14 protein-coding genes are annotated in these 12087 nt (G+C 60.3%); 7 read left to right on the forward strand and 7 right to left on the reverse strand.

Annotation, left to right across the window (positions count from 1 at the left end):
• The first annotated feature begins 113 nt into the window (after positions 1–113).
• A complete protein-coding gene (locus K5K95_RS07675; protein WP_222588967.1) occupies positions 114–2957 on the forward strand; it encodes a class I adenylate cyclase in 2844 nt (947 codons plus the stop codon).
• A gap of 7 nt (positions 2958–2964) precedes the next feature.
• Here the strand turns inward: K5K95_RS07675 and rnk are convergent, their stop codons facing one another.
• The 3 genes from rnk to cyaY form a co-directional block, all read right to left on the reverse strand.
• Complete coding sequence (gene rnk, locus K5K95_RS07680) at positions 2965–3375, reverse strand: nucleoside diphosphate kinase regulator (RefSeq protein ID WP_222588968.1); 411 nt, start codon at positions 3373–3375, stop codon at positions 2965–2967.
• 189 nt (positions 3376–3564) lie between these two features.
• Positions 3565–3777: a DUF1289 domain-containing protein gene (locus K5K95_RS07685; protein ID WP_222588969.1), complete on the reverse strand. Its 213-nt coding sequence runs from the start codon at positions 3775–3777 to the stop codon at positions 3565–3567.
• 4 nt (positions 3778–3781) lie between these two features.
• Positions 3782–4114, reverse strand: a complete 333-nt coding sequence (gene cyaY, locus K5K95_RS07690) for an iron donor protein CyaY (RefSeq protein ID WP_222588970.1) — start codon at positions 4112–4114, stop codon at positions 3782–3784.
• 329 nt (positions 4115–4443) lie between these two features.
• Between cyaY and lptM the strand changes: the two genes are divergently transcribed.
• The 6 genes from lptM to K5K95_RS07720 are packed head-to-tail and all read left to right on the forward strand — an operon-like array spanning position 4444 to position 9057.
• Positions 4444–4617, forward strand: coding sequence for an LPS translocon maturation chaperone LptM (gene lptM, locus K5K95_RS07695; RefSeq protein WP_033060682.1), 174 nt, complete (start codon positions 4444–4446; stop codon positions 4615–4617).
• Positions 4618–4626: 9 nt separating this feature from the next.
• Positions 4627–5874: a diaminopimelate decarboxylase gene (gene lysA, locus K5K95_RS07700; RefSeq protein WP_222588971.1), complete on the forward strand. Its 1248-nt coding sequence runs from the start codon at positions 4627–4629 to the stop codon at positions 5872–5874.
• Positions 5875–5878: 4 nt separating this feature from the next.
• A complete protein-coding gene (dapF, locus tag K5K95_RS07705; RefSeq protein ID WP_222588972.1) occupies positions 5879–6709 on the forward strand; it encodes a diaminopimelate epimerase in 831 nt (276 codons plus the stop codon).
• 13 nt (positions 6710–6722) lie between these two features.
• Positions 6723–7448, forward strand: a complete 726-nt coding sequence (locus K5K95_RS07710) for a DUF484 family protein (protein WP_222588973.1) — start codon at positions 6723–6725, stop codon at positions 7446–7448.
• 2 nt (positions 7449–7450) lie between these two features.
• A complete protein-coding gene (xerC, locus tag K5K95_RS07715; RefSeq protein ID WP_090178141.1) occupies positions 7451–8350 on the forward strand; it encodes a tyrosine recombinase XerC in 900 nt (299 codons plus the stop codon).
• Positions 8347–9057: an HAD family hydrolase gene (locus tag K5K95_RS07720; RefSeq protein WP_222588974.1), complete on the forward strand. Its 711-nt coding sequence runs from the start codon at positions 8347–8349 to the stop codon at positions 9055–9057. The genes xerC and K5K95_RS07720 overlap by 4 nt, the downstream gene beginning before the upstream one ends.
• Positions 9058–9251: 194 nt before the next feature.
• Here K5K95_RS07720 and sutA read toward each other — a convergent pair whose 3' ends face one another.
• From sutA to glnK, 4 genes are all read right to left on the reverse strand, one after another.
• Positions 9252–9575 (reverse strand): transcriptional regulator SutA, encoded by a 324-nt coding sequence (gene sutA, locus K5K95_RS07725; protein WP_090178135.1) that lies wholly within the window; start codon positions 9573–9575, stop codon positions 9252–9254.
• Between the two features lie 101 nt (positions 9576–9676).
• Positions 9677–10102: a secondary thiamine-phosphate synthase enzyme YjbQ gene (locus K5K95_RS07730; protein WP_222588975.1), complete on the reverse strand. Its 426-nt coding sequence runs from the start codon at positions 10100–10102 to the stop codon at positions 9677–9679.
• A 214-nt stretch (positions 10103–10316) separates the two neighbouring features.
• Entirely contained in the window at positions 10317–11654 is a 1338-nt protein-coding gene (locus K5K95_RS07735; protein ID WP_222588976.1) for an ammonium transporter, read from the reverse strand.
• 37 nt (positions 11655–11691) lie between these two features.
• Complete coding sequence (gene glnK, locus K5K95_RS07740) at positions 11692–12030, reverse strand: P-II family nitrogen regulator (RefSeq protein ID WP_002555808.1); 339 nt, start codon at positions 12028–12030, stop codon at positions 11692–11694.
• Positions 12031–12087: the final 57 nt, after the last annotated feature.

Raw genomic sequence — 12087 nt, forward strand, 5'->3', positions numbered from 1 at the left:
AAAATCTGACGTCAAAAACACAAAATCAGCTTAAAAGTCCCGGGCACGAGGCGCTAAACTGCCCCTCATCCGCAGACCCTGCGTCCGAGCCACGCGAGCCGGTTTGAGCTGACATGACCCGCACCCACGAAATCCGCCCCGATCTGGACGAGGGAATCGACCGCAAGGTTCTGAGTCAACTGCGCGCACGATTTCTGAAACTCAACGAAGGTCGCATGGCCCGCGCCATGGAAGGGCTGTCGACGCGCCAACAAACAGTGCTGACGCTGCTGCCACTGTTTTTCCACGTCAATCATCCGCTGTTGCCAGGTTACGTGTCGGGCAGCACGCCGGCGGGACTGGCGAATTTCGAGCCTGACGCCAACGCACTCGCTGAAGCCCAACGCCTGACCCGATCGTTTTCCTATAAGCCGCGCCACGGCAGCAATCCGCCGCGACCGATTCACGGCCTGTTCCTGATGGGCAGCCTGGGCACCCTGGCCCAGGCCGATCAGAGCGACATGGATGTGTGGGTCTGTCACGCGCCGGACCTGAGCGAAAATGAACTCGGCGAGCTGCGTAAAAAGTGCCAGTTGCTTGAAGTCTGGGCCGCCAGCCAAGGCGCCGAGGCGCATTTCTTTCTGATCGACCCGGCGCGCTTCGTGCTCGGCGAGCGCGACACGCAGTTGAGCTCGGAAGACTGCGGCACCACTCAGCACTACCTGTTGCTGGACGAGTTCTACCGCACCGCCATCTGGCTGGCCGGACGCACGCCCATCTGGTGGCTGGTGCCGGTCTACGAGGAAGCGGCCTACGACCGTTACACCCACACACTGCTGTCCAAGCGTTTCATTCGGGCTGACGAGTCACTGGATCTGGGCCACCTGGCCTACATCCCACCCGGCGAATTCATCGGTGCCGGGCTCTGGCAGTTGTTCAAGGGCATCGAGTCGCCGTACAAGTCCGTGCTCAAGCTGTTGCTGACCGAGGTCTACGCCAGCGAACATCCTAAAGTGCATTGCCTGAGCCTGCGCTTCAAGCAAGCGGTGTTCGCCAATCAGCTGGACCTCGATGAGCTTGATCCCTACATCGTGGTTTATCGGCGCATCGAGGAATACCTCACCGCCCGTGGCGAGCCTGAACGGCTTGAACTGGTGCGCCGCGCGCTGTACCTGAAGGTCAACCGCAAGCTCACCGGCAGCAGTCGCACCCAGAGTTGGCAGCGCTCACTGCTTGAGCGGCTGGCTCATGAATGGAATTGGGATCAGCGGCAACTGGCGCTGCTCGACAGCCGCAGCCAATGGAAGGTCCGCCAGGTCAGCGCAGAACGCCGCGCCCTGGTCAACGAGCTGAACTACAGCTACCGCTTCCTGACCCAGTTTGCTCGCAACGAACAAACCGTCAGCCTGATCAACAAACGCGACCTCAATGTGCTGGGTCGACGGCTGTACGCGGCTTTTGAGCGCAAAGCCGACAAAGTCGAGTTCATCAACCCGGGCATCGCCCCGGATCTGGCCGAAGACACCCTGACGCTGGTTCAGGCACCCAACAAAAAAGAGCCGGGGAACGTTCAGTGGTGTTTGTACAACGGCAGCCTGGCCGCCCATGAGTGGGAACATTTCGCGCCGATCAAGCGCAGCCGCCAATTGCTGGAGTTGCTGACCTGGTGCCATCGTAACGGTGTGATCGACAGCAGCACCCGTCTCGCCTTGCACCCCGGCACCAGCGACTTGAGTGAGTTTGAACTGTTCAACCTGCTCGGCAGCCTGCAACAGACCATCGCCCTGCCCTTGGTAACGGTTGCCGAAGAGCCGTTGCTGCGCCCCAGCGTGCCAAGTGAAGTGCTGATTCTGGTGAACGTCGGCGTCGATCCGCTCAAGCATCACCGCGACCTGAACATCCTGATGACCACCGAGCGCACCGACTCCTTGAGCTACGCCGGGGTCCGCGAGAATCTGGTACTGACCCTTGACCAGGTCACGCTTAATAGCTGGAACGAAGTGCTGGTCAGCCGCTACGACGGGCCTCATGCGCTGCTCGACTGCCTGCGCGACTACCTCAACAATCTCCCTGGCGGAGCACAACAACCCAAGTTGCGGGTTCGCTGCTTTTGCCACAACCGCGCGCAATTCATCGCACGCCGGGTCGAAGAGGTCCTCGACACCGCGCAGAACCTGCTGCTGAGCAACCTCAATCATCGCTACCTGATTCAGGTCCAGCAGCATTATCACGTGCTGGAGCTGGTACCCGGCCAGGTCAATCACGTTGCCCTCGCCACGCTGCCAGCGCTGCTGGATTACCTTGGCGAAGAACTGGCGAGCTACAGCCCGCTGCAGCTGGACCCGATGGCGCTGGAGGATCACGACCTGGCGTTGCTTCTGCCCATGGGCCAGCCTGAGTGCATTCAGGTGTTCTACCGCGTCTATGAACAGCACGCCGATGTCTACGTCCTGGATGAGTTCAATGCGTTGTGGCAACAGCGTTTGCCTTATCACGACGAACAAAGCCTGCTGGTGCCGCTGCAACGGTTCCTGCAATCGATTCAATACCGACGCGATGCGCTGCTACCCATGAACAGCACCCAGCCCCTGAGCCTGGACACGCTGTACTACCAGCTATTGCCGTCAGGCCCCGGACGCGCTCGCCGGGTCGAGGCCCGACCCGCACCGCAAACCCCGATCGACAAGCCGTTCTATGACGTACAGGCCATCGTCGGCAAAGCCGCACCGGGGCAGGTGCAGGTCACGTTGTATTGCAATCAGCGGGAGTTTTCGGAGCTTGAATATGGCGACCAACTGTTCAGCGTGGTCGCCCAGGAGATCGTCGAGCAGCGCCGTGAATTCGAGCGCTATCGCTGCTACATCACCGACCTGGACCTCTCGGGCCTGATCGGTGATGGGCATGGCTCAAGCAATTTGTATCTGCGCTACAAGGCTGATCTGGAGCGCGCACTGAACGAGGCGCTCGAGCAGGTCTAGGACAGGGTCATTCCGGGAAGTGGCCGCCATTGGCAGGCTGTGATTCAACTTCCAGCAGGGTCAGTTTCAGGGTTTTGCCCCCCGGTGCCGGCCAGTCGATGTGCTGCCCGACCTTGAGACCCAGCAGCGCGCTGCCAACCGGCGCCAGAATGGAAATCTTGCCTTCATCGGCATTGGCATCCTTGGGATAAACCAGCGTCAGGTGATAGTCCTTGCCACTGATTTCTTCACGGCAATGCACACGTGAATTCATGGTCACGACATCGGCAGGCACTTCTTCGTGACTGACCAGGTTATCGGCACGGTCCAGTTCGGTTTGCAGCGCGATAACGCCCGGCAGCGTGTCATCCAGGCTGTCGATCAGGCGCTCCAGACGTTGTACGTCCAGACGAGTAAGGGTGATGGAAGGTTCAGTCATGATAAAGGCAGACTCCTTTCTTCTGCGCAGAAAAAGCAAAACCCCGCCAGAAAAAGGCGGGGTTTTCACGAGCCTCGATGGGTTGAGGCGTTTCTGGACACTATCACAGCTCAATAAATATACAAGTCAGGGCGACCAAGCCCCGATTTGTCCTTTGCAAGCTGAGTCAAAGGAGGCCCTGCAGCAGGGTCAGGCGCAGGATTTGCGCTGGGTCGCCTGGGCGCAAATCGCTCGCCGGCGATCGTCATCCGCCGAGCGCCATTCGCGGATGTCTTCGACATGGCGAAAACAGCCGAGGCAGACCTTTTGCTCGTCCAGCCGACAGACACCGCTGCAAGGAGACGGCACTGCCGGGCTGACATTGCTGTAAAGCGGCTTGGGCGGACGAACGGGCTGGGTCACGATCTCACAGACCTTCGAAATCGAGATCGACATCAGCCTGCTGCTTGACGATGCGCTCGAGCATCTCGCCCAGTTGCTCTTCGCTCTTGTCGCACATCCAACGCTCGCTCTCTTCGTCATAGTCGAAGTGGAAGCCACCGGACACCGCCGCGAGCCACAGCTGGCGCAACGGCTCCTGGCGGCTAAAGATCAACTGACTGCCATTTTCGAACTTGACGGTGAGAACACCGGCCGAGCTCTCCAGATCGATATCCAGATCACTCTCGTCGAAAATATCTTCCAGCATTTGCTGGGTGGTATCGACCAGATCGTGGAAACGGGCTTCGGTCAAACTCATTGCGGCAACCTCAAAAAATGTCTGTTCACGCTCAAGCGCCGCAAGATACGGGCGAGCCCCGACGATTGCAAAGGATAACGATCAAGCACCGATATAGGTACATCAAACACAGTAAATGTGGGAGCGGGCTTGCCCGCGAAGGGGTCAGCAGTTTCAACATCTTTGTTGACTGACACTCCGTCATCGCGAGCAGGCTCGCTCCCACAATGGATTGCACATAACTGATGGACATCTTCCAAGCCCCGCCGGACGGGAGCTCCGTTACATAGGCAAGCTGACGGGTGGCCGGTATACTCCGGCGCAATTAACGCATTTTCAAGGATTTCGCCATGAAGCGCCTGATCTCTTCCCTTGCTGCGCTCGTCGCGGTTGCTTGCCTTGTGTCGGCCTGTGGTCAAAAAGGCCCGCTGTACCTGCCTGACGATTCCCAGGATCCAGCCGAGCAAGCCCAATCCTCGCAAAAGAGCCCGTCGAAAGCACACAAGCACGACGTCTACCAATAAGGGAACGCCATGGACGCTTTTAACTACCGTGACGGCGAGCTGTTCGCGGAAGGTGTTGCCCTGTCGGCCATCGCCGAGCGCTTTGGCACGCCGACTTATGTCTACTCCCGTGCCCACATCGAAGCCCAGTACCTGGCGTATGCCGATGCGCTGGTCGGCATGCCGCACCTCGTCTGCTTCGCGGTCAAGGCCAACTCCAACCTGGGTGTGCTGAATGTCCTGGCGCGATTGGGCGCCGGTTTCGACATCGTCTCCCGTGGTGAGCTGGAACGCGTCCTGGCCGCTGGCGGCAGCCCCGACAAGATCGTGTTCTCCGGCGTCGGCAAGACCCGTGACGACATGCGTCGCGCCCTGGAAGTCGGCGTGCATTGCTTCAACGTCGAATCCACCGACGAGTTGGAACGCCTGCAAGTGGTCGCCGCCGAGCTGGGTGTTCGCGCGCCAATCTCGCTGCGTGTGAATCCGGACGTCGATGCCGGTACCCACCCGTACATTTCCACCGGTCTCAAAGAGAACAAGTTCGGCATCGCCATCGCCGACGCCGAAGACGTGTACGTCCGCGCCGCGCAGCTGCCGAACCTGGAAGTGGTCGGCGTCGATTGCCACATCGGTTCGCAACTGACCACCCTGCCTCCGTTCATCGATGCCCTCGACCGCCTGCTGGGCCTGGTCGATCGCCTCGGCGATTGCGGCATTTACCTGCGCCACATCGATCTCGGTGGCGGCTTGGGCGTGCGTTATCGCGATGAAGAGCCGCCGCTGGCTGCCGACTACATCAAAGCCGTGCGCGAGCGTCTCGACGGTCGCGACCTGGCACTGGTGTTCGAGCCGGGCCGCTTTATCGTCGCCAACGCCGGCGTGCTGCTGACTCAGGTCGAGTACCTCAAGCACACCGAACACAAAGACTTCGCCATCGTCGATGCGGCCATGAACGACTTGATCCGCCCGGCGCTGTACCAAGCCTGGATGGACGTCACCGCCGTGCGTCCGCGCACTACTGCCGCGCGTGCCTATGACATCGTCGGCCCGATCTGCGAGACCGGCGATTTCCTGGCCAAGGACCGTGAACTGGCCCTGGAAGAAGGCGACCTGTTGGCCGTGCATTCGGCCGGCGCCTATGGGTTTGTCATGAGTTCCAACTACAACACCCGCGGCCGCGCCGCTGAAGTGTTGGTGGACGGTGATCAGGCAATCGAAGTGCGTCGCCGTGAGACGGTAGCCGAGTTGTTTGCTGGCGAAAGCCTGCTGCCGGAGTAACCCCATGCTGCTGCGTTTTACCAAGATGCACGGCCTGGGCAACGACTTCATGGTCCTCGACCTGGTCAGCCAGCACGCGCATATCCTGCCCAAGCACGCGAAGCTTTGGGGCGATCGGCACACGGGCATCGGTTTCGACCAGTTGCTGATCGTCGAAGCGCCGAGCAACCCGGACGTTGATTTCCGTTACCGGATCTTCAACTCCGACGGCTCCGAAGTGGAACAGTGCGGCAACGGTGCGCGCTGTTTTGCCCGCTTCGTGCTCGACAAGCGCCTGACCGCCAAGCGGCAGATTCGCGTCGAGACCAAAAGCGGCATCATCGAGCTGGATATCCGCAGCGACGGCCAGATCGGTGTCAACATGGGCGCGCCACGCCTGGTGCCGGCCGAGATTCCATTCGACGCGCCAGAACAGGCGCTGAGTTATAAACTCGATGTCGATGGCACCACGGTCGAACTGGCCGCCGTGTCCATGGGCAACCCCCATGCCGTGCTCCGGGTCAGCGACATCAATAACGCACCGGTGCATGAACTGGGGCCGAAAATCGAACACCACCCGCGCTTCCCGGCACGGGTCAATGTCGGTTTTCTCCAGGTCATCGACCGCAACCGCGCGCAGTTGCGCGTCTGGGAACGTGGCGCCGGGGAAACCCAGGCCTGCGGCACCGGCGCTTGCGCAGCTGCAGTGGCCGCGATCAGCCAGGGGTGGATGGATTCGCCGCTATTGATCGACCTGCCCGGCGGGCGTCTGTCCATTGAATGGGCAGGCCCAGGCCAACCGGTCATGATGACCGGCCCGGCAGTGCGCGTTTATGAAGGACAAGTGCGTCTTTGAGAGAGTCGAATCCATGAAAGATAAGCCCCAGGTTCCCGCCCTACAGCCCGACGAATCCCCTTCCGAAAGCCTTGAGGCGGCGGCAGTTGCCGCGTACCTGGAGGCTCATCCGGATTTCTTCGTCGAGCACGAAGAACTGCTCCCGGCCTTGCGCATTCCGCACCAGCGTGGCGATACCGTCTCGCTGGTCGAACGCCAGATGAAGATCCTTCGCGACCGCAACATCGAGTTGCGTCATCGCCTCTCGCACTTGATGGACGTGGCCCGCGACAACGACCGCCTGTTCGACAAGACCCGCCGCCTGATTCTCGCGCTGATGGACGCCAACAGCCTGGAAGACGTGGTGATCAGCGTCGAAGACAGCTTGCGCCAGGACTTCCAGGTGCCCTTTGTCAGCCTGATCCTGCTGGGTGACAATCCCATGCCGGTCGGCCGCTGGGCGACCCATGCCGAAGCACAAACGGCCATTGGCGGTTTGCTCTCGGAAGATAAAAGCGTCAGCGGCAGCCTGCGCGATCACGAACTGGACTTCCTGTTCGGCGAAGAACAGCGCAAGCAGATCGGCTCGACCGCCGTCGTCGCCATCAGCCATCAAGGCATCCACGGCGTCCTGGCCATCGCCAGTCGCGATCCGCAGCACTATAAAAGCTCGGTCGGCACGCTGTTCCTGAGCTACATCGCCGAAGTCATGGGCCGAGTGCTGCCACGGGTCAACAGTTCCCTGCGCTCGGTACGCTGATCGTGGAACGGCAACTGGACGCTTACTGCGAACACCTGCGCAGTGAGCGCCAGGTGTCGCCCCACACGCTGTACGCCTACCGCCGCGACCTCGACAAAGTGCTTGGCTGGTGCGTCAAACAGAACATCAGCAGTTGGGCCGCCCTGGACATTCAACGCTTGCGCAGCCTGATCGCACGCCTGCATTCACAGGGTCAATCGTCCCGCAGCCTTGCGCGCCTGCTCTCGGCAGTGCGCGGGCTCTATCACTATCTGAACCGCGAAGGCCTGTGCGATCACGACCCGGCCAATGGCCTGGCACCGCCCAAAGGCGAACGCCGGCTGCCTAAAACCCTCGATACCGACCGCGCACTGCAACTGCTCGAAGGCGCCGTGGAGGATGATTTCCTCGCGCGCCGGGATCAGGCCATTCTGGAGCTGTTCTATTCCTCGGGCTTGCGGCTATCGGAACTGACCGGACTCAATCTGGATCAGCTGGATCTGGCCGACGGCATGGTTCAAGTGCTCGGCAAGGGCAGCAAGACCCGACTGCTTCCGGTGGGTAAAAAGGCTCGCGAAGCGCTGGAGCTGTGGCTGCCGTTGCGAGCCATGACCAACCCGGCGGATGATGCAGTGTTTGTCAGCCAGCAAGGCCGGCGCCTTGGCCCACGGGCCATTCAGGTACGGGTCAAGGCAGCCGGTGAGCGCGAGCTGGGGCAAAACCTGCACCCGCACATGCTGCGACATTCCTTCGCCAGCCACTTGCTGGAGTCCTCTCAGGACTTGCGAGCGGTGCAGGAACTGCTGGGCCACTCGGACATCAAGACTACTCAGATCTATACCCACCTGGACTTCCAGCACCTGGCAACGGTCTACGACAGCGCCCATCCACGGGCCAAACGCATTAAGGGCGATGATTCATGACCATCCAATTGATCACCTTCGACCTCGACGACACCCTTTGGGACACCGCTCCGGTGATCGTCAGCGCCGAAGCCGTACTGCGTGAATGGCTGACCGAGCATGCACCCAACCTGGGCGCGGTGCCGGTGGAGCATCTGTGGACGATTCGCGAGCGTATCCTGGAGAGCGAACCGGGCCTCAAACACCGCATCAGCGCGCTACGCCGCCGGGTGCTGTTCCATGCGCTGGAAGAAGCCGGCTACGACCATGACCAGGCTTCTGATCTGGCCGACAAAAGTTTTGAAGTGTTTCTGCACGCACGGCACCAGATCGAGGTGTTCCCCGACGTCGAGCCGACGCTGGGTACGCTGGCCAAGCACTACGCCCTCGGCGTGGTCACCAACGGCAACGCCGATGTGCGCCGGCTCGGGCTGGCGGACTACTTCAAGTTTGCGTTGTGCGCCGAAGACATCGGCATCGCCAAACCCGATGCGCGACTGTTTCATGAGGCATTGCAGCGTGGCGGGGCGACGCCGGAGACCGCGGTGCATATCGGTGATCATCCTGGAGATGACATTGCCGGAGCACAGCAGGCGGGATTGCGGGCGATCTGGTTCAACCCGGCGGGCAAGGCCTGGGAAGCCGAGAAGGCACCGGATGCCGAGATTCGCAGCTTGACCGAGTTGCCGGCGTTGTTGGCCCACTGGAATTCCCAACACTCATCCTGAGATTACGCACACCCAATGTGGGAGCGGGCTTGCTCGCGAAAGCGCAGTGTCAGTCACATCAATGCTGACTGACACGGCCCCTTCGCGAGCAAGCCCGCTCCCACAGGGGATAGTGCCAAACCGAAGAATTTTGTTTCAGTCATGAAAAAGCCCGCAGCGACGGCGGGCTTTTTCAGCAAGCAGGTAGCAGGCGCTTAGATAGGCCGGCTGCCGTACTTGTTGTCAGGCTTCTTGGGAGGATCGGCGACCACATTGGCCTCCACTTCCTGCACCTTGCCGCCCCGCGCCAGAAACTCTTCCATGGCCTTGGCCAGGGCGTCGCGTTCCTTGTTCTTGGCTTCAACGCTCGGCAGCTCATCGACCGAGACCGCTGCCTTGGCTTTGCCTTTGGCGGTCGGAACGGGCGTATCACCGCCGTCGTCTTCAGCGACGTCTTCGGCCGCTGCTTCCAGACCTTCTTCGGTTTCGTCGTCGTCGCCTACTTCGAGGTCGTCGTTTTCCAGATCATCGTCGCTCATGTTCTACCTCATGACTTGCGAAAAGCAGATTAGTTATAGCCCAGCTTCGCCATCTGTCGAAGGCCGCCGGAAAAATTCAATAGCCGTTGGTGACCAGCGGCTCATGCCTCTTCACCGTGCACGGTGGCGAGGACTTTACGGGCACCGCCAAAATCACGGTGCTCGCCCAGATAAACGCCTTGCCAGGTCCCCAGCGCCAGTCGGCCCGCCGAAATCGGCAAACTGAGCTGACAGCCAAGCACACTGGCCTTGAAGTGCGCCGGGAGGTCGTCCAGGCCTTCGTCGTTATGCTCATAGCCGTCTGTTCCTTGTGGGATCAGACGATTGAAGAATCGTTCGAAGTCGCGACGTACCGCCGGATCGGCGTTCTCGTTGATGGTCAACGACGCCGAGGTATGCTGCAGCCACAAATGCAACAGGCCGACCCGGCACGCCTTTATTTCAGGCAAGCCGGCGAGTAACTCGTCCGTTACCAGATGAAAGCCCCGGGGCCTTGCCCGCAGGGTTATCAGAGTCTGTTGCCACATACAGTTCTCCGCACGTTCGGGGCGCATTCTAGCGCGCTCTGGGAAAAAACAAAGGCCCTAATATTCCTTCAATCATGTAAGCCATTGGCCGCAGAAAAACGCCCGCCGTAAACACCACTAAACATGTAGGAAAAAACCTTTCAGCAGTTCCTTCATGGACAAATCCCGGACAAAAAAATGCCCGGCAAGCCGGGCAAGTTTTTTATGCGCGTGCTTACAAGTTGTAGCCGCGTTCGTTGTGCAGCGCCAGGTCGATGCCGACAGCCTCTTCTTCTTCCGTGATACGCAGGCCCATGACAGCGTCCAGGACCTTGAGAATGATGAAGGTGACGATCGCGGTGTAGATCACCGTGAAGCCCACGCCTTTGCACTGAATCCAGACTTGTGCGGCGATGTCGGTCACGGTGCCGAAGCCACCCAGGGACGGTGCAGCGAAGACACCGGTCAGGATCGCGCCGAGGATACCGCCGATACCGTGCACACCGAAGGCGTCCAGGGAATCGTCATAACCGAGTTTGCGTTTCAGGGTGGTGGCGCAGAAGAAGCACACCACGCCCGCTGCCAGACCGATGATCATCGAGCCCATTGGGCCAACGGTACCTGCCGCCGGAGTGATCGCAACCAGACCGGCAACCACGCCCGAAGCGATACCCAGTGCGCTAGGTTTACCGTGGGTCAGCCACTCGGCAAACATCCAGCCCAAGGCTGCTGCTGCGGTAGCGATCTGAGTCACCAGCATCGCCATGCCGGCAGTGCCGTTGGCAGCGGCAGCAGAACCTGCGTTGAAACCGAACCAGCCGACCCACAACATCGCGGCGCCCATCAGCGTATAGCCGAGGTTGTGCGGAGCCATCGGGGTGGTCGGGAAACCTTTACGCTTGCCCAACACCAGGCAGGCAACCAGGCCGGCCACACCGGCGTTGATATGCACCACGGTGCCGCCGGCGAAATCGAGCACGCCCCAGTCGCCCAACAGCGAACCCGGACCGCTCCAGACCATGTGCGCAATCGGCGCGTAAACCACGGTGAACCAGATCCCCATGAACACCAGCATCGCGGAGAACTTCATCCGTTCTGCAAACGCACCGACGATCAGCGCCGGAGTGATGATGGCAAACGTCATCTGGTAGGTGACAAACACCGCCTCAGGAAACAGCGCCGCCGGGCCAGTAATGCTGGCAGGCGTGATGCCCGCGAGGAAGGCCTTGGCAAAGCTGCCGACAAAGGAGTTGAGGTTGACGACGTTGGCTTCCATCCCCGTGGTATCGAACGCCATGCTGTAGCCATAAATGAACCACAAGATGGTGACCAGGCCGGTAATGGCGAAGCATTGCATCATCAACGAAAGAACGTTTTTGGAACGAACCATGCCGCCGTAGAACAGCGCGAGGCCGGGAATGGTCATGAACAGCACAAGGGCTGTCGAGGTCATCATCCAGGCGGTATCGCCGGAATTGAGGACTGGAGGCGCCGCCGGATCTGCCGCCATAGCCAGGCCGGGCATTACGAGGGACAACAGGGCTCCTAGCCCTGCGAATTTACGCAGAGTCATATTGTTTTCTCCTGGGGCGTTGGGTTTGTGGCGGCTTTTAAATCGCGTCGGTATCGGTTTCGCCGGTACGGATGCGAATCGCCTGTTCCAGATTGACCACGAAGATCTTGCCGTCACCGATCTTGCCGGTGTTGGCAGCCTTGGTTATCGCCTCGATAACCCGGTCCAGATCCTTGTCGTCAATGGCGACATCGATCTTCACCTTGGGCAGAAAATCGACCACGTACTCCGCGCCGCGGTACAGCTCGGTGTGACCCTTCTGCCGACCGAAGCCTTTGACTTCAGTAACGGTAATGCCCTGCACGCCGATCTCGGACAGCGATTCGCGCACGTCGTCCAGTTTGAACGGCTTGATGATGGCAGTGACTAGCTTCATGAAAACTCTCTCCCGAATTGGTGGACTTGCCCCAGGAAAACAAACCCGACTCAAGTC

The organism is Pseudomonas sp. DR48, from assembly GCF_019823085.1.
Taxonomy (GTDB): domain Bacteria; phylum Pseudomonadota; class Gammaproteobacteria; order Pseudomonadales; family Pseudomonadaceae; genus Aquipseudomonas.

Excerpts from the sequence above, each read along its gene's own strand:
- sutA (WP_090178135.1), bottom strand. The coding sequence starts at position 9,575 with ATGAGCGACGATGATCTGGAAAACGACGACCTCGAAGTAGGCGACGAC.
- lysA (WP_222588971.1), top strand. The coding sequence starts at position 4,627 with ATGGACGCTTTTAACTACCGTGACGGCGAGCTGTTCGCGGAAGGTGTT.
- K5K95_RS07710 (WP_222588973.1), top strand. The coding sequence starts at position 6,723 with ATGAAAGATAAGCCCCAGGTTCCCGCCCTACAGCCCGACGAATCCCCT.
- rnk (WP_222588968.1), bottom strand. The coding sequence starts at position 3,375 with ATGACTGAACCTTCCATCACCCTTACTCGTCTGGACGTACAACGTCTG.
- K5K95_RS07735 (WP_222588976.1), bottom strand. The coding sequence starts at position 11,654 with ATGACTCTGCGTAAATTCGCAGGGCTAGGAGCCCTGTTGTCCCTCGTA.
- K5K95_RS07675 (WP_222588967.1), top strand. The coding sequence starts at position 114 with ATGACCCGCACCCACGAAATCCGCCCCGATCTGGACGAGGGAATCGAC.
- dapF (WP_222588972.1), top strand. The coding sequence starts at position 5,879 with ATGCTGCTGCGTTTTACCAAGATGCACGGCCTGGGCAACGACTTCATG.
- K5K95_RS07730 (WP_222588975.1), bottom strand. The coding sequence starts at position 10,102 with ATGTGGCAACAGACTCTGATAACCCTGCGGGCAAGGCCCCGGGGCTTT.
- cyaY (WP_222588970.1), bottom strand. The coding sequence starts at position 4,114 with ATGAGTTTGACCGAAGCCCGTTTCCACGATCTGGTCGATACCACCCAG.
- glnK (WP_002555808.1), bottom strand. The coding sequence starts at position 12,030 with ATGAAGCTAGTCACTGCCATCATCAAGCCGTTCAAACTGGACGACGTG.
- lptM (WP_033060682.1), top strand. The coding sequence starts at position 4,444 with ATGAAGCGCCTGATCTCTTCCCTTGCTGCGCTCGTCGCGGTTGCTTGC.
- K5K95_RS07720 (WP_222588974.1), top strand. The coding sequence starts at position 8,347 with ATGACCATCCAATTGATCACCTTCGACCTCGACGACACCCTTTGGGAC.